At 69.6% G+C, this 24,966-nt stretch carries 23 protein-coding genes; 7 read left to right on the forward strand and 16 right to left on the reverse strand.

Features of this window, described 5'->3' with window-relative positions:
* The first annotated feature begins 15 nt into the window (after positions 1–15).
* The 4 genes from OG219_RS02900 to glgB all read left to right on the forward strand — a co-directional run bounded on the left by OG219_RS02900 (position 16) and on the right by glgB (position 7,692).
* Entirely contained in the window at positions 16–2,205 is a 2,190-nt protein-coding gene (locus OG219_RS02900; RefSeq protein ID WP_266822510.1) for an alpha-1,4-glucan--maltose-1-phosphate maltosyltransferase, read from the forward strand.
* Positions 2,202–3,923, forward strand: a complete 1,722-nt coding sequence (gene treS / locus OG219_RS02905) for a maltose alpha-D-glucosyltransferase (protein ID WP_266822512.1) — start codon at positions 2,202–2,204, stop codon at positions 3,921–3,923. The genes OG219_RS02900 and treS overlap by 4 nt, the downstream gene beginning before the upstream one ends.
* A gap of 82 nt (positions 3,924–4,005) precedes the next feature.
* A complete protein-coding gene (locus tag OG219_RS02910; protein ID WP_266822514.1) occupies positions 4,006–5,379 on the forward strand; it encodes a phosphotransferase in 1,374 nt (457 codons plus the stop codon).
* Positions 5,380–5,490: 111 nt separating this feature from the next.
* The gene (gene glgB, locus OG219_RS02915; protein ID WP_266835979.1) at positions 5,491–7,692 is read left to right on the forward strand and encodes a 1,4-alpha-glucan branching enzyme; all 2,202 of its coding nucleotides are present in this window, start codon (positions 5,491–5,493) and stop codon (positions 7,690–7,692) included.
* A gap of 420 nt (positions 7,693–8,112) precedes the next feature.
* On the opposite strand, the gene OG219_RS02920 is transcribed toward glgB, so the two are convergent.
* From OG219_RS02920 to OG219_RS02980, 13 genes are all read right to left on the reverse strand, one after another.
* Positions 8,113–8,787, reverse strand: coding sequence for a response regulator transcription factor (locus OG219_RS02920; RefSeq protein ID WP_266822516.1), 675 nt, complete (start codon positions 8,785–8,787; stop codon positions 8,113–8,115).
* 109 nt (positions 8,788–8,896) lie between these two features.
* The gene (gene mslH / locus OG219_RS02925; protein ID WP_266822518.1) at positions 8,897–10,213 is read right to left on the reverse strand and encodes a lasso peptide C-terminal Trp epimerase; all 1,317 of its coding nucleotides are present in this window, start codon (positions 10,211–10,213) and stop codon (positions 8,897–8,899) included.
* Positions 10,210–10,959, reverse strand: a complete 750-nt coding sequence (locus tag OG219_RS02930) for a thioredoxin domain-containing protein (protein WP_266822520.1) — start codon at positions 10,957–10,959, stop codon at positions 10,210–10,212. Before OG219_RS02930 ends, mslH begins: the two co-directional genes overlap by 4 nt.
* A 2-nt stretch (positions 10,960–10,961) precedes the next feature.
* Positions 10,962–11,435, reverse strand: a complete 474-nt coding sequence (locus OG219_RS02935; RefSeq protein WP_266822522.1) for a MauE/DoxX family redox-associated membrane protein — start codon at positions 11,433–11,435, stop codon at positions 10,962–10,964.
* A 20-nt stretch (positions 11,436–11,455) separates the two neighbouring features.
* Complete coding sequence (locus OG219_RS02940; protein ID WP_266822524.1) at positions 11,456–12,331, reverse strand: ABC transporter permease; 876 nt, start codon at positions 12,329–12,331, stop codon at positions 11,456–11,458.
* The gene (locus OG219_RS02945; RefSeq protein ID WP_266822525.1) at positions 12,328–13,293 is read right to left on the reverse strand and encodes an ATP-binding cassette domain-containing protein; all 966 of its coding nucleotides are present in this window, start codon (positions 13,291–13,293) and stop codon (positions 12,328–12,330) included. Before OG219_RS02945 ends, OG219_RS02940 begins: the two co-directional genes overlap by 4 nt.
* A complete protein-coding gene (locus OG219_RS02950; protein WP_266822527.1) occupies positions 13,290–13,718 on the reverse strand; it encodes a lasso peptide biosynthesis B2 protein in 429 nt (142 codons plus the stop codon). The genes OG219_RS02945 and OG219_RS02950 overlap by 4 nt, the downstream gene beginning before the upstream one ends.
* Positions 13,715–13,978, reverse strand: a complete 264-nt coding sequence (locus OG219_RS02955) for a lasso peptide biosynthesis PqqD family chaperone (RefSeq protein ID WP_266822529.1) — start codon at positions 13,976–13,978, stop codon at positions 13,715–13,717. Before OG219_RS02955 ends, OG219_RS02950 begins: the two co-directional genes overlap by 4 nt.
* Complete coding sequence (locus OG219_RS02960; protein ID WP_266822531.1) at positions 13,975–15,786, reverse strand: lasso peptide isopeptide bond-forming cyclase; 1,812 nt, start codon at positions 15,784–15,786, stop codon at positions 13,975–13,977. The genes OG219_RS02955 and OG219_RS02960 overlap by 4 nt, the downstream gene beginning before the upstream one ends.
* A 60-nt stretch (positions 15,787–15,846) precedes the next feature.
* Positions 15,847–15,978, reverse strand: a complete 132-nt coding sequence (locus OG219_RS02965) for an aborycin family tricyclic lasso peptide (RefSeq protein WP_266822533.1) — start codon at positions 15,976–15,978, stop codon at positions 15,847–15,849.
* Between the two features lie 120 nt (positions 15,979–16,098).
* Complete coding sequence (locus OG219_RS02970) at positions 16,099–16,851, reverse strand: ABC transporter permease (RefSeq protein WP_266822535.1); 753 nt, start codon at positions 16,849–16,851, stop codon at positions 16,099–16,101.
* On the reverse strand, positions 16,844–17,746 hold the full coding sequence (locus OG219_RS02975; RefSeq protein ID WP_266822537.1) for an ABC transporter ATP-binding protein: 903 nt from the start codon (positions 17,744–17,746) through the stop codon (positions 16,844–16,846). The genes OG219_RS02970 and OG219_RS02975 overlap by 8 nt, the downstream gene beginning before the upstream one ends.
* 101 nt (positions 17,747–17,847) lie before the next feature.
* Complete coding sequence (locus OG219_RS02980; RefSeq protein WP_266822539.1) at positions 17,848–18,978, reverse strand: sensor histidine kinase; 1,131 nt, start codon at positions 18,976–18,978, stop codon at positions 17,848–17,850.
* Between the two features lie 326 nt (positions 18,979–19,304).
* Between OG219_RS02980 and OG219_RS02985 the strand changes: the two genes are divergently transcribed.
* The 3 genes from OG219_RS02985 (at position 19,305) to ligD (ending at position 22,195) form a co-directional block, all read left to right on the forward strand.
* A complete protein-coding gene (locus tag OG219_RS02985; RefSeq protein WP_266822541.1) occupies positions 19,305–20,108 on the forward strand; it encodes a response regulator transcription factor in 804 nt (267 codons plus the stop codon).
* Between the two features lie 132 nt (positions 20,109–20,240).
* Positions 20,241–21,134 (forward strand): Gfo/Idh/MocA family protein, encoded by an 894-nt coding sequence (locus OG219_RS02990; RefSeq protein ID WP_266822543.1) that lies wholly within the window; start codon positions 20,241–20,243, stop codon positions 21,132–21,134.
* 116 nt (positions 21,135–21,250) lie between these two features.
* The gene (gene ligD / locus OG219_RS02995; protein ID WP_266822545.1) at positions 21,251–22,195 is read left to right on the forward strand and encodes a non-homologous end-joining DNA ligase; all 945 of its coding nucleotides are present in this window, start codon (positions 21,251–21,253) and stop codon (positions 22,193–22,195) included.
* 46 nt (positions 22,196–22,241) lie between these two features.
* Here ligD and OG219_RS03000 read toward each other — a convergent pair whose 3' ends face one another.
* The 3 genes from OG219_RS03000 to OG219_RS03010 all read right to left on the reverse strand — a co-directional run bounded on the left by OG219_RS03000 (position 22,242) and on the right by OG219_RS03010 (position 24,887).
* Positions 22,242–22,610, reverse strand: coding sequence for a DUF6479 family protein (locus OG219_RS03000; protein WP_266822547.1), 369 nt, complete (start codon positions 22,608–22,610; stop codon positions 22,242–22,244).
* Between the two features lie 107 nt (positions 22,611–22,717).
* Complete coding sequence (locus OG219_RS03005) at positions 22,718–23,539, reverse strand: methyltransferase domain-containing protein (protein WP_266822549.1); 822 nt, start codon at positions 23,537–23,539, stop codon at positions 22,718–22,720.
* 37 nt (positions 23,540–23,576) lie between these two features.
* Entirely contained in the window at positions 23,577–24,887 is a 1,311-nt protein-coding gene (locus OG219_RS03010; RefSeq protein ID WP_266822551.1) for an MFS transporter, read from the reverse strand.
* Between the last annotated feature and the right edge of the window lie 79 nt (positions 24,888–24,966).

Consider the following 24,966-nt stretch of genomic DNA (forward strand, 5'->3'; position numbering starts at 1 on the left):
GCGGAGGCGAAAACCATGGACGTAAACCCGGACACCGGCCGTATCCCGGCCGTGGATGTCGGTGCCCTCGACATCCCGAACGCGGGAATCCGCTCGGTCGGCGTGCCGATCACGGGTACGCGCGCGGTCGACGTACCGACCGTGAACGCCCGCTCGGTCGACGCGACAACCGTGCACGGTCGCTCGGCCGACGCGGCGACCGTGCACGGTCGCTCGGCCGACGCAGCGACCGTGGATGCCGGCGCTGTCGACATCCCGGTCGTGGACGTCCACCCGGTCGTCGAGTGCGGCAGGCGGCCGGCGAAGGCGGTGTCCGGCGAGACCTTCCAGGTCACGGCCACCCTGTTCGGCGAGGGCCATGACGCGGTCGCCGCGAATGTCGTCCTGTGCGACCCGAGCGGGCTCCCCGGGCCGTGGACCCCGATGCGTGAACTCGCCCCTGGCACCGACCGCTGGGGCGCCACGGTGTCCGCCGGGACAGAGGGCCACTGGACCTACCTGGTGGAGGCATGGCGCGACCCCCTGACCGCCTGGCGCCGCGCCGCCGGGATCAAGATCCCGGCCGGTATCGACACGGGGCTGATGCTGGAGGAGGGGGCCGAGCTCTACGAGCGGGCCGCCGCCGGAGTCCCGGACCCGGCGGACCGGCGGACGGTACTTGCCTCCGCCAACGCCCTGCGCGACGAGTCCCGGCCACCGGCCGCCTGTCTCGCGGCCGCCCTGACCCCCGAGGCGGACGCCGTCCTCGCGGAACACCCGCTGCGTGAACGGGTTTCCCGCTCCCTGCCACTGCCCTTGCTCGTAGAGCGGAAACGGGCGCTGTACGGCGCCTGGTACGAGTTCTTCCCGCGTTCCGAGGGCACGCCCGAGCGGCCGCACGGCACGTTCCGTACCGCCGCCGAGCGCCTGCCCGGCATCGCGAGGATGGGCTTCGACGTCGTCTACCTCCCGCCGATCCACCCCATCGGCAACACCTTCCGCAAGGGCCCCAACAACAGCCTGTCGGCGAGCCGTTCAGATGTGGGCGTGCCCTGGGCGATCGGCTCCCCGGAGGGCGGGCACGACGCGATCCACCCAGATCTCGGCACGATCGACGACTTCGACGCGTTCGTACGCCGGGCAGCGGACCTGCGTCTCGAAATCGCCCTGGACTTCGCGCTCCAGTGCTCTCCCGACCATCCCTGGGTGGAGAAGCACCCGGAGTGGTTCCAGCACCGGCCTGACGGCACGATCGCGTACGCCGAGAACCCGCCGAAGAAGTACCAGGACATCTACCCGATCGCCTTCGACAAGGACATGCCGGGGCTGATCGCCGAGACCGTGCGGCTGCTCCGTTTCTGGATGGACCATGGCGTACGGATCTTCCGCGTCGACAATCCGCATACGAAACCGGTGCTGTTCTGGGAGCGGGTGATCGCGGACATCAACCGCACCGACCCGGACGTGATCTTCCTGGCGGAGGCGTTCACCCGGCCCGCGGTCATGCACAGGCTCGCGGCGGTCGGCTTCCAGCAGTCGTACACGTACTTCACCTGGCGCAACACCAAGGCGGAGCTGACCGACTACCTCACCGAACTCGCGGGTGAGACAGCCGCGTTCATGCGCCCCAACTTCTTCGTGAACACCCCTGACATCCTGCCCGAGTTCCTCCAGCACGGCGGGCGCCCTGCCTTCGAGCTGCGGGCTGTGCTCGCAGCGACGCTGTCGCCGGCGTGGGGGGTGTACGCCGGGTACGAGCTGTGCGAGAACACCCCGGCCAAGGCCGGCGGTGAGGAGTACCTGGACTCCGAGAAGTACCAACTACGGCCGCGCGACTGGGAGTCCGCCGAGCGCGAGGGCAGGACGATCGCACCGCTGATCACGGAGCTGAACCGGATCAGGCGGCACCACAAGGCCCTGCACGAGCTCAGAAACCTTCACTTCCACCAAGCCGACAACGATGCCCTGATCGCGTACAGCAAGCGCACGGGCGACGACACGGTCGTGGTGGTGGTCAACCTCGACCCCCACCACACCCAGGAGGCCACGATTTCGCTGGACATGCCGCAACTCGGCCTGGACCGCAACGACTCGGTGCCAGTGACGGACGAGCTCACCGGCGAGACCTACCGCTGGGGTGCCGCCAACTATGTGCGTCTGGAGCCCGGCGGCGCGCATGTGCTCGCCGTCGGCCCCGCACCGCGGATCGGAGGGTCCTCCGCATGATGGTCAACGAGCCCGTCCCGGACACGTTCGAGGACACCCCGGCCAAGGACCGCGATCCCGAGTGGTTCAAACGCGCCGTCTTCTACGAGGTCCTGGTCCGCTCCTTCCAGGACAGCAACGGCGACGGCATCGGCGACCTCAAGGGCCTGACCGCGAAGCTGGACTACCTCCAATGGCTGGGCGTGGACTGCCTCTGGCTACCGCCCTTCTTCAAATCCCCCCTGCGGGACGGGGGCTACGACGTCTCCGACTACACCGCCGTCCTCCCCGAATTCGGTGACCTCGCCGACTTCGTGGAATTCGTCGACGCCGCCCACCAGCGCGGCATGCGCGTGATCATCGACTTCGTCATGAACCACACCAGCGACCAGCACCCCTGGTTCCAGGAATCACGCGCCAACCCCGACGGCCCCTACGGCGACTACTACGTCTGGGCCGACGACGACAAGCAGTACCAGGACGCCCGCATCATCTTCGTCGACACCGAAGCCTCCAACTGGACCTTCGACCCCGTCCGCAAGCAGTACTACTGGCACCGCTTCTTCTCCCACCAACCCGACCTCAACTACGAGAACTCGCGGGTCCAGGAGGAGATCCTGGCCGCGCTGCGCTTCTGGCTGGACCTCGGGATCGACGGGTTCCGGCTGGACGCGGTGCCATACCTCTACCAGGTGGAGGGAACCGACTGCGAAAACCTCCCCGCCACCCATGAATTCCTGGCGCGGGTCAGGAAAGAGATCGATGCCCTCTATCCCGACACGGTGTTGCTCGCGGAGGCGAACCAGTGGCCGGAGGACGTCGTCGACTACTTCGGCGACTACTCCGCGGGCGGCGACGAATGCCACATGGCGTTCCACTTCCCGGTCATGCCGCGCATCTTCATGGCCGTGCGCCGCGAGTCGCGCTACCCCGTATCCGAAATCCTGGCGAAGACCCCGGCGATCCCCTCCGGCTGCCAGTGGGGCATCTTCCTGCGCAACCACGACGAGCTCACCCTCGAAATGGTCACCGACGAAGAACGCGACTACATGTACGCGGAATACGCCAAAGACCCGCGCATGCGCGCCAACATCGGCATCAGGCGACGGCTGGCGACGTTGCTGGACAACGACCGCAACCAGATCGAACTCTTCACCGCCCTGCTGCTCTCCCTGCCCGGCAGCCCGATCCTCTACTACGGCGACGAGATCGGCATGGGCGACAACATCTGGCTCGGCGACCGCGACGCCGTCCGCACCCCCATGCAGTGGACCCCCGACCGCAACGCAGGTTTTTCCTCCTGCGACCCCGGCCGCCTCTTCCTCCCCACCATCATGGACCCGGTCTACGGCTACCAGGTCACCAACGTCGAAGCCTCCATGTCCTCCCCCTCGTCACTGCTGCACTGGACCCGCCGCATGATCGAGATCCGCAAACAGAACATGGCCTTCGGCCTCGGCTCCTACACCGAACTCCAGTCCTCCAACCCCGCCGTCATCGCCTTCCTCCGCGAATACAAGGACGACCTCGTCCTGTGCGTCCACAACTTCTCCCGCTTCGCCCAACCCACAGAACTCGACCTGCGGGAATTCAACGGCCGTTTTCCCGTCGAACTGATCGGCGGAGTCCGCTTTCCCGCCATCGGCGAACTCCCCTATCTGCTGACCCTGGCAGGTCACGGCTTCTACTGGTTCCGGCTCCGCCGCGCAGTCGCACCCAGCGTCATCAGGCGACCTTGACCCGATGCCTCTCGTCCCCACCTGGTGGCCGAGTGCCCGAGTGCCCCTCAAAGATCGCCTGCCTCTGAAAGGACGTGTCGCCATGCCGAACACCGCGCTGCACCGTCCGAGCGGCCTCAGCCCCGCTCCGCTGGTGACCTCGCTCGCCGAGCTGTTGCGCGCATGGCTGCCACGGCAGCGCTGGTTCGCGGGCAAGGGCCGCCCCGTCACGGATCTGACCCTGGTGTCGACGACCGAGCTGTACCCGGGCTGCCTGCACCTCCTGGTCCGCACCGAACACCTCGGTCAGCCCGCCCACGGCGGCACCGGCACTCCCCCGCCCGACGACTGCTATCAACTGCTCCTGGGGGTCGGGAAGGCGCTGCCGCCCCGTCTCGCCCATGCCGTCATCGGACGCCCGAGCGCGGGCCCGCTCGCCGATCTGATCGTGTACGACGCCCTCCACGATCCCAAGGCGGCGGGGATGCTCCTGGAGCGGCTGCGCACCCCGGGCACGGCCGGCCCACTGCGTTTCGAACGCGACGCGCGAGTCGCGGTCCCCGCCGGTCTCGCCCCGCGCCTCCTCGACGCCGAACAGTCCAACTCCTCGCTGGTGTACGGGGATTCGTTCATCCTGAAGATCTTCCGCCGCGTCCAGCCCGGCATCAACCCGGACCTGGAGGTGCCGTGGGCACTGGCCGGACAGGGCTGCACCCGCGTACCCGCACCCGTGGCCTGGATCCGGACCTCGCACCCGCGCGAGGCGACGCTCGGCGTGCTTCAGCCCTTCCTGCGTGAGGCGGACGACGGCTGGACCCTGGCCCTACGGTCCCTCACCTCGGGACGGGGGTTCACGGACGAGGCGTACGAACTGGGGCGGGCCACCGCCGAGGTGCATCTGGCGCTGGCCACGGCCTTCCCCGTCGACACCCCGAGTCGGCGGCAGAACCGGCGGCTCGCGGAGGGAATGAGCGAGCGACTCGACGCGGCCACGCGTTCCGTGCCCGAACTGCGGCCGTACGCATCCGGGCTGCGGTCCGCCTTCGACACGCTCGCCGCCCTCGAATCGGCGGTCCGTCCCGCGCAGCGGATCCACGGCGACCTCCACCTCGGGCAGGTGCTGCGGGCAGGCCGACGCTGGTCCGTCATCGACTTCGAGGGCGAGCCGGCCCGCCCGCTCGCCGAACGCCGCCGCGTGCAGTCCCCCATACGCGATGTCGCGGGCATGCTGCGCTCCTTCGACTACGCCGCCCGGTCCCGCCACCCGTGGCGTCCGGAGTGGGCGCGGTCCTGCCGGGACGCCTTCTGCGCGGGCTACGCCGCCGAGGCGGAATGGGACCCGCGCGAGGAGCCTGAGCCGCTGCGCGCGTACGAGACGGACAGGGCCGTGTACGAGGTCCTGTACGAGGCCCGGCACCGCCCCGACTGGCTGCCCGTTCCGATGGCAGCGGTCAAGCGTCTCGCCGAGGATCACTGACATGCCTCGGGCGAGCATCCCCACCCACTCCCCCTACCCCTTTACCCCTTTGAGGAGGCTGAAGCCGTGACAGTCCGCACCGCATCGGTCGGCGTACGGCCGGCCGCTTCGATGGACGCCCTGCTGGACACTCCGCTGGACGCGACGGACCGGGGGCGCCTGCTGTCGGGCGCCCACCACGATCCGCACGCCCTGCTCGGCGCGCACCCGGTACCGGGCGGCGTCTCGTTCTGTGTGCTGCGTCCGTACGCCCAGGCTGTGGCCGTGCTGGTGAACGGGGCACGCAGTGAGTTGGAGGACGTGGGTGACGGGCTCTTCTCGGGCGTGCTGCCGCTCGACACGATCCCTGAGTACACGCTGTCGGTGACGTACGACGGCACAGAGTTCGAGGCACAGGACCCGTATCGCTTCCTGCCTGCGCTCGGCGAACTCGATCTGCATCTGATCGGCGAAGGGCGTCACGAGGAACTCTGGAAAGCGCTGGGCGCCCACCCGATGACCCACGAGGGCGTCCTCGGCACCCGCTTCACGGTGTGGGCGCCGAACGCCCAGGGGGTCAGGGTCTGCGGGGACTTCTGCCACTGGGACGGTGCCGCGGGATTTCCGATGCGGTCGCTCGGCTCCTCCGGGGTATGGGAACTCTTCCTCCCCGGTATCGCCGACGGAACGCTCTACAAGTTCGACATCACCCGTCCCGACGGATCCCGGACCCTGCGGGCGGATCCGATGGCCCGGCGCACCGAGGTGCCGCCCAACACGTCGTCGATCGTGACCGCGTCGTCCTATGCGTGGGAAGACTCCGCGTGGATGGCAAGCCGGGCAGAACTGCCGGTGACCGAGGCCCCGTTCTCCGTGTACGAGGTGCATGTCGCGTCGTGGCGGCCGGGGCTGACCTACCGCCAGCTGGCCGACGAACTCCCCGCGTACGTCTCGGACTTGGGCTTCACGCATGTGCAGTTCATGGCAGTGGCGGAGCATCCGTTCGGCGGGTCGTGGGGCTACCAGGTCACCGGCTTCTACGCCCCCACCGCCCGCCTGGGTACCCCGGACGACTTCCGGTACCTGGTCGACGCACTCCACCAGGCCGGGATCGGCGTCCTCATGGACTGGGTCCCCGCCCACTTCCCCCGCGACGACTGGGCGCTCGCCGAATTCGACGGACGCCCCCTCTACGAACACGAAGACCCCCTGCGCGCCGCCCACCCCGACTGGGGCACCCTCGAGTTCGACTACGGACGCCGCGAGGTCCGCAACTTCCTCGTCGCCAACGCCGTCTACTGGTGCGAGGAGTTCCACATCGACGGACTGCGCGTCGACGCCGTCGCCTCCATGCTCTACCTCGACTACTCCCGCGAACCCGGCCAGTGGACCCCCAACGAACACGGCGGCCGCGAAAACCTCGACGCCGTCGCCTTCCTCCAGGAAATGAACGCCACCGTCTACCGCCGCAACCCCGGCATCGTCACCATCGCCGAGGAATCCACCGCCTGGGACGGCGTCACCCGGGCCACCCATCACATCGGCCCCGGCGGATTCGGCGGCCTGGGCTTCGGCCTCAAATGGAACATGGGCTGGATGCACGACTCGCTCGACTACGTCTCCCACGAGCCCATCCACCGCAAGTACCACCACAACGAGATGACCTTCTCGATGGTGTACGCCTACAGCGAGAACTACGTCCTGCCCATCTCCCACGACGAAGTCGTCCACGGCAAACGCTCACTCGTCTCCAAAATGCCCGGCGACTGGTGGCAACAACGCGCCACCCTCCGCGCCTACCTCGCCTTCATGTGGGCCCACCCCGGCAAACAACTCCTCTTCATGGGCCAGGAATTCGCCCAAGGAGCCGAATGGTCCGAAGCCCACGGACCCGACTGGTGGCTCCTCGACCCCGCCTACCCCGCCGAACCCGACCACCGCGGCATCCGCGACCTCGTCCGCGACCTCAACACCACCTACCAACACCAACCCGCCCTCTGGCAACGCGACACCGACCCCACCGGCTTCACCTGGATCACCGGCGACGCCGCCGACGACAACGTCTTCGCCTTCCTCCGCCACGACACCAACGGCACCCCCCTGCTGGCCGTCTCCCACTTCTCCCCGGCGGTCCGCCACAACTACCGCCTCGGCATCCCGGACGACATCCCCGCCTGGCACGAAATCCTGAACACCGACACCGCCCGCTACGGCGGCAGCGACATCACCAACCCCGACCCGGTAAAGCCGGAACCCCACGCCGCCCACGGCCGCCCCGCCAGCATCCAGCTCACACTCCCCCCACTGGCAACCATCTGGCTACGCCCCGCATAGAAGCCTTCTTCGCCCCCTCCGCCCCTACCCATTCCCGTCCCTTGGGGGCTCCGCCCCCAAACCCCCGCTCCTCAAACGCCGGAGGGGCTGAAATTTTCCCCGGCCAGTGCTGAAATCTTCCGCCCCGAGCGGCAGATCTTTCAGCCCGTCCGACGCTGAAATCTTTCAGCTCCGGCCGGGGGAGACATCCTTCAGCCCGGGCCAGGGGAGATCTTTCAGTTCCGGCCGGGGAGAGATCTTTCAGCCCGTCCGGCGTTTGAGGACGAGGCCGTTCAGGCCGACAGCGGGGGTCTGGGGGCGGCAGCCCCCAGGAACAAGGGACGGGTAGGGGCGGAGGGGGCGAAAATCGCCTACACCGCCCCGCCCGAGTCGCACACCGGTGCACACAAGGCCTGGCCAGCACCCCCCACGCGGGCTTCGTCAGGTCGGCATCCCGGGCTCGGCGAGGCCGCTCTCGTAGGCGATGATGACGAGTTGCGCGCGGTCACGGGCGTGCAGTTTGGCGAGGAGGCTGCTTACGTGGGTCTTCACGGTGGGCAGGCTGATCACCAGTTGCTCGGAGATCTCGGCGTTCGAGAGTCCGTTCGCGATCAGCACGAGCACCTCCTGTTCCCGTTTGGTGAGCCCGACCAGCCTTGGCGCGGGCCGTGTCGCTTCGCTGCGGCGCGAGAAGTTTCCGATGAGGCGTCGCGTGACCGTCGGCGCCAGCACACCCTCGCCGGTGGCGATGACGCGAATCCCGGCGACCAGGTCGGACGGCGAGGCGTCCTTCAGCATGAATCCGCTCGCGCCTGCCTGGAGGGCCGGGTAGACGTACTCATCCATGTCGAACATGGTGAGGGCCAGTACCCGCACTCCGGCCATCGCCTCGTCGGAGCAGATCTGCCGCGTGGCCGCGATACCGTCCATGACCGGCATCCGCAGATCCATGAGGACGACGTCCGGTTTGAGTCGGCGAGCCAGTTCCACCGCCATGGCGCCATCACTTGCCTCGCCGATCGCTTCCATTCCGGGTGTCGAATTGACGAGGAGTCGGAAGCTCCCGCGCAACAGTGCCTGATCGTCCGCGATCAGCACCCGGACCGCCTCGGCCATCCCGTATTCCTCGCATACTGCTGATTCTTGTGATTCCTGGGCCATCGATTTCCGCTATTTTAGCAGCGCCGTTTTCTCAACAACCTTGACGTCCAAAGGCTGTTGAGGTCTATTCGATCACCAACTCGCCCGTGCCCGTGTCCCCGACGGTGACAGTCGCGCCGTACGGCACCGCGAGCCGGGCGAAGTCGGTGAGGATCTCCTTGGCTTCGGCCGGTCCGGCCGCCCGCGGCCGGCCGCGGCGATGGACGGGCTCGCCGAAGCCCAGCTCGACCGGGTGGAGGCGGGCACCGACGAGCGCCCCGTCGTCGAACGTGAGGAGCGGCACGAGCGACTGCCAGTACTGGCGGTGCGGGGCGAACAACCGTCGCCCGTGGCCGCTGAGTTCGTCGAAGTACCGCCCCGGTGTGAGCTGCCCGGGGGCGGCCACGTTCGCATAGTCCTCGGCGGGGATACGGTCGGCGAGCTCGATCTGGCTGACGATGTTGCCCAGGCTGTAGAAGATCGGTTTGTTCCGGTAGAGCTCCACGCCGCGGAGGAAGTGCGGGCCGTGACCGACCACGATGTCGGCGCCTTCGTCGATCATCCGGTGGGCGAACGCGCGGAGGAACTCACCCGGCATCTCCGGGGTCGCGCCGGGCTCGTGGGAGTGCACGCTGACCATGACGAGGTCCGCGCGGCGCCTGGCCTCGCCCACCCACTGGGAGATCTCGTCGAGGTCCGTGCGGTCGCACACGGTCGTGAAGCCCGGCTCGTCGGCCACCCGGAAACGGGCGCCGAACAGGGTGAGCCACTCGGGCGAGGGCATGGCGGGATCGATGCCGAGCAGAGTGCGCGCCTCGGCCCGCCGGGCCCGGAGCCCCGTCTCGGCGTCGATCTCCCGGAGCGCGCCCATCTGGGCGGCCGTCACCTCCAGTGTCGAGCTGTGCCGCAGCGGATTCAGCCCGGGCCTGCCCGGCAACTCCGGTGACGCGGCGGCCGCTTCCTGGCCGGGCAGGAAGGTCGAGCTGCAGGAGATCAGGGCCAGGCTGCCGCCGGGCCGGTCGACGTAGACGGGCCGCCGGGCGGCGGGGAGGTCGGCGCCGATCCCGGCGAAGGGGACCCGCTTCTCGTTCAGCAGTTCCGTCGTGCGGAGCACGCCGTCCACTCCCATGTCCAGCGCGTGGTTGTTGGCGCAGCCGAGCACCGTGAAGCCCGCGTCCACGATCTCGTCGATCACGCGGGAGTCGGCGATCAGGCCGCCGCCGCCCGCCGCGTTGTGCACCGGGTGGCCGCGCCCGTCACTGGGGACCACCTCGAGGTTGGTGAAGGCGAAGTCCGCGGCGCACAGCAGTTCGCGGAGTTCCACGGCGGCGGGTTCGGAGGTGATCAACGCTCCTCTGGTCGCCATGCAGTCCCCGGAGAGCGCCACGGTCAGCCGCGTCATCGGCCGGCCTCGTCCACCGCGCGGGCGAGTGAGCCGCCCGGGTCCGCGCCGGTGACGTCGACACGTCGGCCGTCCACCATGACGACCGGGGTCAACGCCACGTTGTCCGAGGCGGCCACGTCGGACACGTACGTCACCCAGGGGTCGTACGTATCGTCCTGGACGCAGGTCGTGAAAGAGTCCCCGGTGATTCCCGCGTCCCGGCCGGCGGCGACGAGTTGGGCCTCGCTGAGCCCCGGGCCCCGTTCCGCGGGCTGCTTCTCGAAGAGCACCGCGGTGTACTGCTCGAACTTCCCCTCGTCCGCAGCGCAGGCCGCGGCGGAGGCCGCCCGCGTCGAATAGCCGCCGGGGCTGCTGTAGTCGTTGAGGAAGGCGACGGGGTGATAGACGAGGGTCACGTTCCCGTTCGCTTTCAAGGTCTTGAGGTCGGCGGCCAGGGCCCGTTCGGTGTTGCGGCATTCGGGGCAGAGGTAGTCGAGGTAGAGATCGATCCGTACCGCGCCGTCGGCGAAGACCAGCCCGGCCTTGTCGCCCGTCGTCCCGGTGGGCACCTGGCTCGGCGCCTCGCCCGCATCGGAGTTGGTGGCCCTGACCAGGCCGGCGCCGACCAGCGCGGCGGCGACGATGGCGAGCGCGGCCACGAGCGACACCACGACGGTGCGCCGCCGCCGGTGCCGCTTCAGCACCATGTCCCGCACCCGGGTGTCCGTACTCTCCGCTGTGCCTGTGGTGTCCGTCGACTGCATGCCTAGCCCTCCTTGACGTCCAGGACCCAGCGGTCCAGCGCGTAGCGAGTTCGCGGATTCCAGATGAGGAGGACGGCCGCGCCGAGGAAGAGCAGGTCCCGCGCGATGTCGATGACGTAGCCGCGTTCGGCCCCGTCCGTGAGCGTGCCTCCGCCGCCGAAGCAACCGCAGTCGATGGACAGTCCCCGTGCCCACACCGAGACGATGGCGGCGATGTACATCGCCATCAGGGCGGCCGTGGCGGTCGCCGCCGCCCTGGTGGCCAGCCCCGCTATCAGGAGCAGCGCGACCGCCACCTCGACGAACGGCAGTGCCCCGCCGACGAACTGGGCGGCATCCGTGGGCACGATCTGGTAGACGGCGACCGAGCGGCCGGCCTCCCTGAGGTCCTTGATCTTGACCAGGCCCGCGTAGCCCAGCACCGCCGCCAGGAGCAGCCGTGCCGCGGTCCCTGTCCATGCGTTCGTGATCCGCACCGTGCGCACCGTCCACCCGCTCACTTCGTACGGGAGAACCGGTAGGTGGCCAGGCCGAGCGTGACGGCGGCGATGGCGGCCAGCAGTCCCAGCTCCGCGGCCACGGGTGGATTCCAGTCCCCGATCAGCAGGCGGGTCTGTTCCGAGCTCAGGGATTCGGGACCCGGCAGTGTTCGGCGGACCGCGTCGACGCCGTACGTGAGCGGATTCAGCTTGACCACGATGGCGAGCCAGCCCGGCAGCCCGTTCGGCGGGAACATCGCGCCGGAGAAGAACATCAACGGCATCAGGCTCAGGTTCACCACGATCTGGAACGTGTCGACCTGCCTGATCGTCACCGCGGCGAGCAGCCCGAGAGACGTGAACATCAGTGACACGAGCAGTACTTCCACCAGTACGACCAGCAGGATCGGCGTGTACCGGATACTGGCGATGCCTCCGACCGACAGGACCAGGAGGCCGTAGATCGCACCCGTGGTGGCTCCGCCGAACGCGAGGCCGAGCACGATGCTCGACCTGGGGAACGGCGAGACGAGCATCTGCCGGAGCACGCCGAGCCGGCGGTCCCACACGAGCGAGATCCCCACCGCGATCGCCGGTGCCTGCACGGACATGATCAGCACACCCGGGAAGAGGTAGGCCCGGTAATCGTTCAGCTGCGCCTTGCCGAGGCTGGACGACGCCGCGTCGAGTCCGGTGCCGAGGACGACGAGAAACAGCAGTGGCGTCACCAGGCCCATGGCGAGGCGTACGGGGTTGTGCCGCAGCCGGGTCATCTCCCGCCGCCAGAGCAGCAGGACCGGCCTGAGGGCATGCCCTGGCCGGCCGATGGGCGGCGGTCCCGCGGTGACCGCCTTGCCGCCGGGCGTCTCAAGGACGGTGTCCATCCGGGTCATCGCAGTCCCTCCCCGATGTTGCTAAGCGTGTGCGCGCCCGTCCCGCTCTCCCGGATGGCGGACCCGGTGTGGTGCAGGAAGACGTCGTCGAGCGTCGGTGGTACGACGGTCACCGAGTGCACGGTCAGGCCGAGTTCGGTGCACAGCCGCGGCACCAGGGTGGAACCGTTCGCGACCCGGAGCAGCAGTCCGTCGGGGGTGAGCTCCGCCGCGAGGCCGAAGTGGTCGGACACGGCGTCCGCGGCGCGCGAGTCGTCCTCCGTGCGCAGCACGACGACATCGGATCCGATGATGGACTTCAGCTCCGCGGGCGACCCCTCGGTGATCACTTTGCCCCGGTCGATGATCGCGATCCGGTCGCAGTGCTCGGCCTCCTCCAGCTGGTGCGTGGTGAAGAAAACCGTGATGCCCAGCTCCCGCCGCAGCCGGTCCAGGTGGTCCCAGACGGCCGCGCGGGTCTGTGTGTCGAGGCCGGTCGTCGGCTCGTCGAGGAAGAGGACCCGGGGAGCGCCGAGCAGGCCGCGGGCGATCTCCAGGCGGCGCCGGAGTCCTGTGGAGAACTGTCGTACGGGGATCCTGCCGCGTTCGGACAGCTCCATCAGGTCGAGCATCGCGGAGATGGCGCGACGTGCCTCGCGGCGGGGAAGCCCGCACAGGTCGGCCTGGAAGCGGAGGTTCTCCGCCGCCGAGAGGTCCTGGTCGAGCGTCGACTCCTGGAAGACGATGCCGATCCGGCGGCGGACCTCGGCCGGCTGGTTCGCGACGTCGAAGCCCGCCACCTCCGCCCGGCCCGCTGTGGGCTTGAGCAGCGTGGTCAGCATGCTGATCGTGGTCGTCTTGCCGGCGCCGTTCGGCCCGAGGAAGCCGTACGTCGCGCCGTCGGGCACTGTCAGGTCGAGTCCGTTGACGGCGGGTGTGGTGCCGTAGAACGCGTAGAGGCCCTCGGCCCTGATCGCCGTCATGAGCGGCTCCCGTCGGGACAGCGCACCGCGAGTACCGTCCGGAACGCGCTCAGTTCCCCCGGCTCGTCCACCGGCCGCCCGTCGACCTCGACCCAGGCGTGCGCGCCGAAGGGCTGGGTCCGGAAGCCGGTACACCAGTCGGCCCACCGGCCCCGTGCTCGGCAGAGCAGGACGGTGGCCACGGACCGCTGGAGGCAGCCGAGGCCCGCGCAGCGCGTGCTGACCGAGACGACCGACCGTCGGGCCCGCGCGACCTCGGCGTGGGCGGCGGGCCGGGTTCCCCTGCTGATCAGGCGGAGCATCCGTTGCAGCCGGGCCGGGGGCAGCCGGACCAGGAGGCGTGCGACGCCGGCGGCGCATCGGGGCGCGAGCTGTCGACGCAGCGGGAGACGTGCCGCCTGCTCGGCGACGACGGGGGTGGTCATGACGAGACCTCCAGGAGGTTGGCCGCGCTCAGTGAGTCGATGAGCGCCATCACGTCCTGCCGCGCCTGGTCGTCGCTCACCGGGGCGGCGGCGGACAGGTTCGCGGCGGCCACGTCGGGGGTGTCTCCGTCGAGCAGCTTCCGCAGAATGGTGGAGCCGGATTCGTTCAACTGCCAGTAGCGGCCTCGGCGTCCGTCGAGCAGTACGGCCCCCGAGTCGACGGGTGTGAGGGTGACGTCGCGGGCAAGGCTCAGCTTCATCGGGGTTCTCCCGTGTCCTGGGTGTGCGATCGGAGCCAGCTCTCGCACGCCACGGTGGTCGTGATCGGCTGGAGGTGGTGGGACATCGGCCCGGGGTTGAGCACCGCGGAGCGGAACGCCGCCGGGTCGATGAGCCCGAGCCGGGCGAGGTGCGAGTCCTCGCAGAGTTCCAGGAGCCGGGCCCGGTTCCGCTCGATGCCCCGGAACGTCTCGGCGCTGAACTCGCCCTTGTCGCGGCGGTCGAGGATGTCGGCGGGTACGACGCCCCGCAGGGCCGTGGTCAGCAGGGGCTTGAACCGCCCGCCCGCCAGGCGCTGGTCGACCTGGGTGGCAAGGGCGGCCTCCAGTACGCGGTCGTCGAGGAACGGCGCGTCCCAGTGGATGCCCGTGCCCGTGAGGGCCGTGTTGACGTGGCGGATCGTGGCGCCTTCGAAGGCGAGTGACGCGAGCGCCTGATGCCGGGTCCGGTCGGCGTCCAGTGGTTCGGGCGCCTCCGCGGCCGTCGTGGTGAGCAGTTGCCGGACCGCCGTCACGGCGTCCGGTGTGGCCCAGGCCGGCATGCGGGGCGCGGACACCCAGCCGAAGTCGGGTTCGTCGAGCGGTGGGAGTGGAGCGCCGATCCGGGTGGCGACCGCGGTGAGGTTCTCCGCGAACGTCGACCGGTCCGCGAGGGCTCGCACGGTCGCGCCCCACGACCAGCGGTTGGCCAGCCGGTAGCGGTTCACCAGACGGAGGCCGTCGACCGGCCGGGCGCGGGCCAGTGACCAGGCGCAGGCGGGCATCCGGCCGAACAGTTCGTCCCCGCCGAAGCCCGTCAGATGCAGGGACGCGCCCTCCGCCGTGGCCCGCTTCGCGAGGTCCCGGATGTGTGCGAGACCGGAGGCCCAGGTCGAAGGTCCCTCCGGGGCCGCGTTCGCGTGGTCGGTGCTGTAGCCGACGTCGAACAGGTTCTCGGCGCGGTCCGCGGCCAGTGTGTGGTGCCGGGCCGCCGGGAGCAGCGCGGCGGCCTTGTGCGCCCACGCGGTGTCCTCGTTGGCGCTGTCGAGCGGGGCGACATGGTAGGTGACCAGATCGGCGCCGGCCGCGTCGGCGAGGAAGCAGAGGCTGGTGGAGTCCAGGCCCCCGGACAGGTCGGCGCTGATCGTTGCGCCCGAGCTCACCCTCGTGGCGATCGCCTCGGACAGCGCCGAGCGCACGGCCGCCGCGCCCTCGTCGAGCGAGCGGGACGCTTCGGGCAGCTTCCACCAACGTGTGTGCTGCGAACGGCCGTTGGCGTCGAGGTGAAGCCAATGCCCGGTGTCCAGCGGGTCGATACCGTGGCGGACGGGACGCTGGGCGAGCGGCCAGGGCGCTCCGCCCGGCGCCAGCAGCCGGGCGGCCAGTACCGCCTCGTCGATGCCCGCGCCGGTGAGCCGCAGCAGCGGTTCCACCCCGCTCGCCGCCACCGTCACCCCGCCGACCACGGCCGTGAAGATCTGCCGTACGCCTGCGACCGAACCCTGGACGCGGGTCCTGCCGTCCATCGAAGCCATCAGGTGGAAGACGCCCGGCAGCCGGGACGCGACCGCATCCACGTCGTGGAGCGAACTCATCCGGCCGAGCCCCGCCGCCGTGGCCGTCTCGTCCAGCCGGGTGTGGCCAAGGAGCACCAACCGCCGCGGGCCCGCTTCGACCACCGTGGCCTCGCCCTGGGGCCAGTCGCCCAGAATCCAGGGCCGCCCCGACGCGTGGTCGATCCGGCGTGTCGCCCGAAGGCGCGTGGCCGACGCGGCACCGGCCGGGCAGTCCGGAAGCACTACGAATTCCATGTCGCCTCGTTCCCCCGGGCCCGGTGCCGGTGCGCCTGAGCGCACCGGCACCGGACGTGATCACCAGAAGCAGACGATGGCGTAACCACAGCCGGCGAAGTCGTTGCAGCTTCCGACGCCGAGGCACTTGGTGAGCTCGTCGAAGTCGCCGACTTCCTGCAGGGTCGGGGGCTCGTAGATCGCAACAGACATGTGTTACCTCCCAGTTGGGGTCAGATCCTCCGGGCCGACCAGTTCGGTCCGTGATCTGTCTGGGAAGTTACGGCGCCGCATGTCCCACAGGCATGGGGCAGGTGCCTCAGCCGCGTCCCGTCACGCGTCCCAGCGACGGTGCCGGAGGTAGCCGCAGACCAGTGCCGCCACGGTCCACACGACCAGCACCGCGAATCCGGTGTAAGCGTCGGGCGAGTTGACGGTGAGCATCTCCATGCCGACCCGGTCGGGGAAGTACCGTGCCACCTCCTTCGTCGCTCCGATGACGGAGAGGATCTGCGTTCCGGCGAGCACCATCGGCAGCAGAACGGCCAGCGGGACGATGGCGCTGCGGGCCATCGCGGCCGTACTCGCCGCGAACAGGGACATCAGCGTCAGGTAGACCACCGCGCCGAGCAGGGCTCGGGGGACACCGGACGCGCTGATCGAGACGCCGTGGGATCCCAGGGCGAGTTGGGTGACCAGGTAGCTGACGACGGTGACCGGGATCGCGACGAACGCGGCGGCGGCAGCGGTGACGGCCATCTTCGCCGCGTAGAGCCGGCCTCGTCGGGGGACGGCGAGCAGGGAGACGCGCATCATGCCCGACCCGTACTCGCTGGTGACGATGAGCACCCCGAACACGATCAGGGCGAGCTGGCCGTAGAGGATGCCGTCCAGGCCGGCCTGCTGGGGGGTGAAGTCGGACCGGAGTCCGGGGTTGTCCGATTCCAGCGCCGACTTCGCGGACCAGCCGCCCAGGGCGGCGATGAGGACGCTGATGGGGACGAACATCAGCAGCGCGACAAACGTGCCGCGGACGCAGCGCAGTTTGGTGAACTCGGCGTGGATGGCCGCGACCGTCTCAGACATGGGTGTTCCTTCCGCCCTTGCCGACGAGTCCGAGGAAGACGTCCTCGAGTGATCCCGTGTGGGTGCTCAGCTCGTCGAGCGGGAGCCCGCCCGCCGCGGCCACCCGGTTGATCTCGGCCGCCGACATGCCGCCGACTTCCAGGCTGCCGTCCGTCGCGACCGTCAGCGAGGCCCCCTTCCGTTCCAGTTCCCTGCCGAGGAGCCCGGGTTCCGCCGTTCGCACGCGTACGTACGTCCTTCCGTGACGTTGGATGAAGTCCGACATGCCGGTGTCCGCGAGGAGTTGCCCGTGGTCGATGACGATCAGGTGGTCCGCGACCACCGACATCTCGGCCATCAGGTGGCTGGAGACGAGAACGGTGCGTCCTTCGGCGGCCATCGCGCGCAGCAGTTCGCGCAGCCACCGGATTCCCTCCGCGTCAAGGCCGTTGACCGGCTCGTCGAGGATCAGGACGGGCGGGTCGCCGAGCAGCGCCGCGGCCAGGCCGAGCCGCTGGCCCATGCCGAGGGAGAAGGTGCCGACCCGCCGTCGGGCCGCGCCTGTCAGGCCGACCATCTCAAGGACCTCTGCGACCCGTTGCCGGGGGATCCGGTTGCTCTGTGCCAGCCACAGCAGGTGGTGAGCGGCGGTCAGGCTGCGATGCGGAGCCGATGTCTCCAGCTGGGCGCCGACATGGCGGGCCGGGTACCGCAGTTCGTGATAGGCGTGCCCGCCGATCCGTGCGGAGCCGTCGTCGGGTCGGGTCAGGCCGAGCATCATCCGCATCGTGGTCGACTTCCCGGCTCCGTTGGGGCCGAGAAATCCGGTGACGGCACCTGCCCGCACCGTGAAGGTGAGGCCACCCACGACGGTGTTCTCGCCGTACCGCTTCGTCAAGTTCAGGACGTCAATCACACGCCGAGTCTCGCGGGGCGGCCTGTCCGCCGCATCGGTCCCGGGGCGGGAGTACCGGACGGCCTTCGCGGGCCGAAGCCATACTTGCGGATGAGTCCGGCTCAGTACGGCAGTGTCGCCGCGACCCGGAAGCCACCGCCCGTTCGCGGTCCTGCGGTGATGGTGCCGCCGTGCGCGGCGGCCCGCTCCCGCATCCCGACGAGGCCGAGTCCGCCGCCGGGCACGGTGGGCCGCCCGGCGTACGCGGGGCCGTCGTCGGCGACGTCGATGGTCAACTCGCCCCGCTCCGCGACGAGGTGCACCCGGCACCGGGTAGGCGCCGCGTGCTTGATGACGTTGGTCAGAGCCTCCTGGACGATCCGGAACGCGGACAGCGCGACACCGTCCGGAGGTTCCTCCGTGCCACTGGACCGCAGGTCGACGCGCACACCCGCGGCCTCGGCCGTCCGTACCAGGGAGGGCAGGTCCGACAGCCCGAGAACCGGCCGGAGGTCCTGGGCCCCTTCCTGGTCCCGGCGCAGCACCTTGAGGGTGGCCCGCATGTCCTGCAGCGCCCGGCGGCTGACGTCCTCGATCACCGCCAGGGCTTCCTGGGCCTCTTTGGGATGGGTGTCGACCACGTGGTTGGCGATACCGGCCTTGACCGCGATCAGGCCCACGCTGTGCGTGACGACGTCGTGGATGTCACGGGCGATGCGCAGACGTTCTTCGACCTTCGCCCGCTCGGCCGTCTGCTCGATGACGCGTCGCAGGCTCTCCCGCCGCTCCCTGACGGCCGACCCCGCCGCCCAGGTGGCGCCGAGGACCAGCAGGCCGAGCACGACCTGCACCGCCTGGGTCCCGCCTTGGTAGCCCTGTGCCCCCGTCATCGTCAGCCCGGCGGCGCCCGCCGCGCTCACCCCGCCGACGAAGACCGCCGACCGCCCTGTTGGCCGCTTCCGCGTCACGGCCACCAGGTACAGGGCGTAGGCGGCGGCCAGGAACGAGGTCGGCGCGAGACCGAACGGCAGGGCCACGCAGGCGACGGTCAGGACGAACACGAAGACCGGCACGGGCCACAGCCGCCGGACGACGAGCGGCAGCGCGGTGCTCAACGCCAGCAGCCACGCGGTGGAGTTGCTCACCTCGTCGCTGATGTACGGCCGCAGCGGCGACAGTTGCGGGAGCAGTGCGAACCCGAGTGCGGCCAGCACGTCGAGCATGATCAAGCGCCGACGCGGGATATCGACCATGCCTTGAAAGTATTCGTTCGCTTCGCTGTACGTCCAACGCGTTCGTGGGCCGACGGTGACTTGGCGGGTGCAGGCGCGCGGTCGCGCGGCCACCGGCTCCGCCCGCGGCGGCACCAGCCGGGGCCGAGGCGTCCTGCAAATTCCTGGGGATTTCCTGCGGATTTCCTGTGCGCCGGAGACTCCTCGGCCGAAAGTCGACCATTAAGTGGAACGGAACCCTTCGCTTAAGAGGCGCACTTGCGTTCCCCTCAGCCACCTACGCATACTCGGCACCAATCGTGCCATGCACCCTTCCTCATGCAGATGAATGACCCAGAAGGAGACTTGTGCAGCCGAATTCCTGCTCCGAAATAAACCTGTTCATCCTCAGCGAAGACACGGTTACTCTTGCCGGGCTGGAAGCAATTATCGAGCAGGATGACAACGTTAGCCTGATCGGACGGGCAGTTGATGGCGCAGACGGTATGCGATGTCTCGAAAAATCCGAGTTACATCCCCACGTAATCATCATCGGCGAGCCGCCCTCGAAACGAACCATCTGCGAGAACGTCCAGCAGATCCTCTCGAAATACCGCCACGAGAAGTCCCGGCCCAAAATGATCGTCGTGTCGCAGAACGATGACGACGACGTGATCGTCGCCGCCCTGCGCAGCGGCGTCAGCGGCTATCTCGCGCGGATCGGGTCGTCCGAGGAGCTGCTCCACTCCATTCGGATAGTGGCCAAAGGGGGCGCTGCTTTCAGCCCGACGATAGCCGCCCGGTTCAGCAGATACTTCTCCACCATACGAAGCCTTCCGGTGCTGACCGGATTCTCCGATCTGACCAGCCGGGAGCTTGAGATACTGGACCTGCTCGCAGGCGGATTGGGCAACCGGCAGATCGCACGGCGGCTTTTCCTGGCCGAAAAGACGGTGCGTAACTATGTCTCACGGATTTTCGCGAAACTGGAGGTGCACGACCGGGCCACGGCGGCGGTTCGGGCACGCGACGCCGGATTCGGCGAGCAGAGCGACAGTTCCGGTGCCGAAGCGCAGGTGAGCGATGGCGAAACACCGGCGGCCAAGGAGTTCGGCCGCCGCGAGGATCGCGCCCTCACGCTCGTAGAGGATGCGCGCGCAGAAATTCAGTGAAATGGCGTGACGTCCGACTCCTGATCGCACAAAGGACGGGCGCGTCAGCAGTCCACTCGCCGGCACACTCCTGGTCGAAGCGGCGGTCGACGTGGTGAAGTTGGTCCGCCCACACCGCAAAGGAGACTTCCCGTGACCGACGCCTCGCTGCCCTGGTCCCATTCACCGGTCAAGGTCGGGCTCGTCGGAGCCGGGCCATGGGCGCGCGCCGTGCACGCACGTGTGCTTGCCGCCGGGCCCGAGACGCAGTTGACCGCGGTGTGGGCGCGCCGCGCCGATGCGGCCCACGAGACGGCCGCACCCTACGGCGCCGATGTCGCCGCGCGCTTCGAGGACCTGCTGGACAGCTGCGAAGCGGTCGCCTTCGCGGTTCCGCCCTCCGTTCAGGCGGAGCTCGCCTGCCGTGCGGCGGAAGCGGGCAAGGCACTCCTCCTGGAGAAGCCGCTGGCGCTGGAGCTGCCGTCGGCGCAACGTCTCGTGGACGCCGTCGACACGGCCGGCGTCGTCTCCCAGCTCGTCCTGACAAGCCGTTACCACCCGGCCACCCGGCGGTTCCTGGCAGCCGCCCAGGGCGTCGACGCCGTAGGGGCGCGGGCCTGCTGGCTGCACGGCGCCTTCCTGGGCGGCGACTTCGCGACCGCCTGGCGTCTCGAGCACGGCGCGCTGCTGGACCTCGGGCCGCACGTTCTCGATCTGCTGGACGCGGCCCTGGGTCCCATCGTGCGGGTGCGGGGCACCGGAGACCCTCGCCGTTGGATCGAGCTCACCTGCGAACACGCGAGCGGCGCCGTGAGCCAGGCGTCGCTGTCCGGTTCGGTCAATGTCGAGCACGGCATCACCCGGATCGAGCTGTTCGGCCCGCAAGCCGAGCTCGTGTACGACGGCGCCGCACTCGACCACGAGGAGAGCTGGCCCGTGCTGCGCCGGGAGTTCGCCACCGCCGTCCGCTCCGGAAAGTCCGGCGAGCTCGATGTCCACCGCGGGTTGCGTCTGCAGACCCTGATGGCCCAGGCGATGGAGGCTTAGGGCGCGGCCTGCGGGTTCGCCGGGCAGCGCCGTTCAGGCGAAAGGGCCGTCAAGGGCGAGTGGGTGCCCGGAGCTGTGTCGACTACACACCTGTGACACTGCCGCGGATCGCCCCCATGCTCGCCACCGCCGGCTCCCTGCCGCCCGCAGGGCAGGACGCGCGCTGGGCGTACGAGACCAAGCAGGACGGCCAGCGTGCCGTGATCTATCTGCCCGGGGACGGCGGCATCGTGCTGCGCGCCCGGTCGGGAGAGGACATCACAGCCGCCTACCCGGAACTCCGTGCGCTGGGCGGAGCGCTCGGCAGCACCCCCGCGGTTCTGGACGGCGAGATCCTGGTCCTGGACGAGCAGGGGCGGGGTGACTTCCAGCTTCTGCAGTCCCGCATGGGGCTCGCGGACTCTCCGGGCAAGGCGATTCGTCGGGCGGTGGAAGCCCCCGCGCATCTCGTCCTGTTCGACGTCATGTACCTGCGGCGGCGGGACCTGACCGCCCTCTCCTACGTCCGACGGCGCCAGGAACTGGAGGACCTCGCCCTCGCGGGGCCGTACTGGTCGACGCCGTCGGCGATCGTCGGCCACGGAGAGGCGGCCCTGCGGGCGACCCGGGAGAACGGTCTGGAGGGGCTGGTCTGCAAGCGTTTGGACTCCGTGTACGAGCCCGGGGTGCGCTCACGAGCCTGGGTCAAGATCCGTAACGTACAGACCCTCGACGTGATCGTCGGCGGCTGGGTTCCCGGCAAGGGACGGCTGTCGGGGCCACCCGGTGCCGTTCTCGTGGGACAGCGCCAAGCGGGGCGGCTGCGCTACGTCGGAAGCGTGGGGACCGGCTGGAGCGAGACCGAACGGTCGGTCCTCGCCCGGCTCCTGAAGGCAGCCGAGACCGAGGACTGCCCCTTCGACACCGTCCCGCCGGTGGCCGGGGCGCACTGGGTCCTGCCGCGGCTGGTGGGCGAAGTCCGGTACAGCACCCGAACCAGAGCCGGACTGCTGCGCCAGCCGTCGTGGCTCCGGCTCCGGCCCGACCTGGCTCCCGAGGACTCGGCGGCCGATCTTCCCTAGGGCCTGATCCGACGGACAGGCCCGACCCGCTGCCATGCGGGCACGGTCACGTCCTGCCCAGGCCTCCGCCGCCGAAGGAGCCGCTGGACCCGGGTACCCAGCGCCGTCGCTTCTGGTCATCGCGTCGCTTGGTCCCGGCCGCGTGCATGTTGTACGGCATCAGCCGCTCACTCTCATCCGCCGCGTGCGGAACCTCGTCGGCATCCCGCATCTCCCGGATTTCGTGGACCGCCCCGGATTCGGGCAACCTGGTCTGCTCTTCGACACTGGGTGGCCGCGGTTCTTCCCGACGCACCTTGATGCCCATACGGACGGCCCAGACCAGGGCACCGGCGATGATGAGGCCACCGATGAATGCGGCGACCGCGTTCATCGTCGAGCTCGCTGCAATTACTTCGTAGCTCGCCGTGTTCATTTTGCTCGAGCACCCCCAATACCAGGGGAAGAGTGCAAAGCGCTCCGTCGGCGACGGACAATCAAGTGTATTCCGACAAACGCCTTTATTCACTCAATGCGCCAGCCCTACGACGGGCGGTGCGCGACCGCCCCGAACATCGTCACGGACATGTGCAGCGCCCCCTGCTCGGCGGCCTCCGTGATGTCCGCGTACAGACGGTCGCGCTGTGTCTCGGTGATGAGTTCGCGGCGTACGGCGGAATCGCCCAGCATGCGGATCAGCGGCCATGCCACGGAGGTGTGGTCCTGGAGAAGCGCCTGCGATCCGCGGTCGTCGATGACCAGCCCGGCCGCCGTCAGCCGGCCGACCAGCTTGCGTCCCGAGTAGGGGTCGGCCGCCGCGGCCAGTGCGCCGGAGGTGATGGCCGCGATGGTCTCGGGGTCACCGGGGTGCAGGATCGTGGTCGCCCAGTCGGTGTCCAGCAGGGCTACTCGCCCACCGGGGCGCAGCACCCGCGCCATTTCGGCGACGGCCTTCTCGGGCTCCAGAAGGTGCTGGAGTACGCGCTCGCACCACACGACGTCGACCGAGGCGTCGGGCAGGTGCAGGGTGAGCGCGTCGCCGTCCACGAAGCGGGCCAGGGTGCTGCCGGCGGCGGCAGCGCGCTGCTCGGCCACCATACGGAGCCCCGGGTTCGGCTCGATCCCGAGCACCTCGCCGTGGGGGGCGACGGCGGCCGCGAGTGCCTGGGACTGCGATCCCGTACCGGAGCCGATGTCGATCACCCGCTCGCCGGGCCGCGGGCCGACCGCGGTGTGCGCCCACGTGCGCAGCCGTCGTACGCCGTCATTCATGTCCTGGGCGTCCAGAGCCGCCACCAGCCGGGCAACGCTCTCGGCGGTGATGTTCTGCGCGTGGAATTCCGAGGTAGGTCGCGTTTCCCCCATGGCGGTAACTCTATGACCGACCCGGGAGACCGCGCATTCAGATCGTGTAACGCCTCAGAGCCGGTGTCGCGGTGGCCAGGACCAGCGTGGCGGCCATCACCAGCAGGCCGCCGCCCACGACGGCGGTGCGGGCGCCGAAGGCCGAGCCGGCCGTTCCGTGCAGGACGTCGGCGAGACGGGGCCCGCCCGCGACGACGACCGTGAACACGCCCTGCATGCGGCCGCGCATGTCGTCCGTGGCGGCGGACAGCAGGATCGCGCCACGGAAGACCATGGAGACCATGTCGGCGACTCCGGCCGCGGCGAGGAACGCCACCGCCACCCACAGGCTGCTGCTCAGCCCGAACCCGGTGATGGCCGCTCCCCAGGCCGCCACCGCGACGATGACCATGAGGCCGTGCCGGCGCATGCGGGAGAACGTGCCCGACGCCAGCCCGCCGAGCACCGCGCCGATGGGGATCGCCGCGAAAAGGAGGCCGAGCGCGAGCCCTTCGCCGTAGGGCGCGTAGGTCTGCGCCGCGAGTTGTGGGAAGAGTGCGCGGGGCATCCCGAAGACCATGGCGATGATGTCGGCGAGGAAGGACAGCAGCAGCACCTTGTGCAGCGAGATGTAGCGGAAGCCGGCGGCGACCTCGCGCCATCCCGCCCGCCTGGACGCGGCTGCGGTCAGGGGCGGCAGGGCGGGAAGCCGTACGACCGCCCACACGGTCACGCACAGGGCCACGGCGTCGATCAGGTAGAGCTCGGCCAGGCCGATGACGGGGATGAGGGCGCCGGCGAGCAGCGGTCCGGCGACCAGGCCCGTCTGCATGACGGTCGAGCCGAGCGCGTTCGCGGCGGGCAGTTCGTCCTTGGGGACCAGCCGGGCGATGGAGGCTTGGCGCGCCGGTGAGTTCAGGCCGAAGAACGCCTGCTGGAGGGCGAGCAGCACCATCAGGACGAGCACCGAGCCGAGTCCGGTGGCGGCCTGTATCCAGAAGAGGACCGAGGTGACGGCCATGCCGGTGTTGGTGACGAGGAGCAGCTTTCGCCGGTCCATGCTGTCGGCGATCGCGCCGCCCCACAGGGCGAAGAGTACGAGGGGCAGCAGGCCGGCGAGGCTCGCGTAGCCGACCCATGCCGAGGAGCCGGTGATGTCGTAGATCTGCTTGGGCACGGCGACCGCGGTGAGCTGGCTGCCGACGGCCGTGACGATGGTCGAGGACCACAGCCGGCGGAACGCCGGGCGCCGCAACGGCCGGGTGTCCATCGCCCAGCGGCGCCATCCGCGTCTGTTCGCCCGTACCGGTTCCGGTGTCCCGTTGTCCGCCGTGGGGTCGCTGTCCGTACCGCTCTTGCTCGTGTCCACGCTCGTCCTGGTTGGTAGCTACATCTTTCGCTTGCAGGGATCACTATGTCCGAGCGGGAGTTGTGCGTGTCGGCGGGGT

It is taken from the genome of Streptomyces sp. NBC_00038, assembly GCF_026343635.1.
GTDB lineage: Bacteria > Actinomycetota > Actinomycetes > Streptomycetales > Streptomycetaceae > Streptomyces.

What these genes read in the sequence shown, in the direction of transcription:
- OG219_RS02900 (WP_266822510.1), top strand. Translation starts at nt 16, where the DNA reads ATGGACGTAAACCCGGACACCGGCCGTATCCCGGCCGTGGATGTCGGT.
- treS (WP_266822512.1), top strand. Translation starts at nt 2,202, where the DNA reads ATGATGGTCAACGAGCCCGTCCCGGACACGTTCGAGGACACCCCGGCC.
- OG219_RS02910 (WP_266822514.1), top strand. Translation starts at nt 4,006, where the DNA reads ATGCCGAACACCGCGCTGCACCGTCCGAGCGGCCTCAGCCCCGCTCCG.
- glgB (WP_266835979.1), top strand. Translation starts at nt 5,491, where the DNA reads ATGGACGCCCTGCTGGACACTCCGCTGGACGCGACGGACCGGGGGCGC.
- OG219_RS02920 (WP_266822516.1), bottom strand. Translation starts at nt 8,787, where the DNA reads ATGGCCGAGGCGGTCCGGGTGCTGATCGCGGACGATCAGGCACTGTTG.
- mslH (WP_266822518.1), bottom strand. Translation starts at nt 10,213, where the DNA reads ATGACGCGGCTGACCGTGGCGCTCTCCGGGGACTGCATGGCGACCAGA.
- OG219_RS02930 (WP_266822520.1), bottom strand. Translation starts at nt 10,959, where the DNA reads ATGCAGTCGACGGACACCACAGGCACAGCGGAGAGTACGGACACCCGG.
- OG219_RS02940 (WP_266822524.1), bottom strand. Translation starts at nt 12,331, where the DNA reads ATGACCCGGATGGACACCGTCCTTGAGACGCCCGGCGGCAAGGCGGTC.
- OG219_RS02945 (WP_266822525.1), bottom strand. Translation starts at nt 13,293, where the DNA reads ATGACGGCGATCAGGGCCGAGGGCCTCTACGCGTTCTACGGCACCACA.
- OG219_RS02950 (WP_266822527.1), bottom strand. Translation starts at nt 13,718, where the DNA reads ATGACCACCCCCGTCGTCGCCGAGCAGGCGGCACGTCTCCCGCTGCGT.
- OG219_RS02955 (WP_266822529.1), bottom strand. Translation starts at nt 13,978, where the DNA reads ATGAAGCTGAGCCTTGCCCGCGACGTCACCCTCACACCCGTCGACTCG.
- OG219_RS02960 (WP_266822531.1), bottom strand. Translation starts at nt 15,786, where the DNA reads ATGGAATTCGTAGTGCTTCCGGACTGCCCGGCCGGTGCCGCGTCGGCC.
- OG219_RS02965 (WP_266822533.1), bottom strand. Translation starts at nt 15,978, where the DNA reads ATGTCTGTTGCGATCTACGAGCCCCCGACCCTGCAGGAAGTCGGCGAC.
- OG219_RS02970 (WP_266822535.1), bottom strand. Translation starts at nt 16,851, where the DNA reads ATGTCTGAGACGGTCGCGGCCATCCACGCCGAGTTCACCAAACTGCGC.
- OG219_RS02980 (WP_266822539.1), bottom strand. Translation starts at nt 18,978, where the DNA reads ATGGTCGATATCCCGCGTCGGCGCTTGATCATGCTCGACGTGCTGGCC.
- ligD (WP_266822545.1), top strand. Translation starts at nt 21,251, where the DNA reads ATGCTCGCCACCGCCGGCTCCCTGCCGCCCGCAGGGCAGGACGCGCGC.
- OG219_RS03000 (WP_266822547.1), bottom strand. Translation starts at nt 22,610, where the DNA reads ATGAACACGGCGAGCTACGAAGTAATTGCAGCGAGCTCGACGATGAAC.
- OG219_RS03005 (WP_266822549.1), bottom strand. Translation starts at nt 23,539, where the DNA reads ATGGGGGAAACGCGACCTACCTCGGAATTCCACGCGCAGAACATCACC.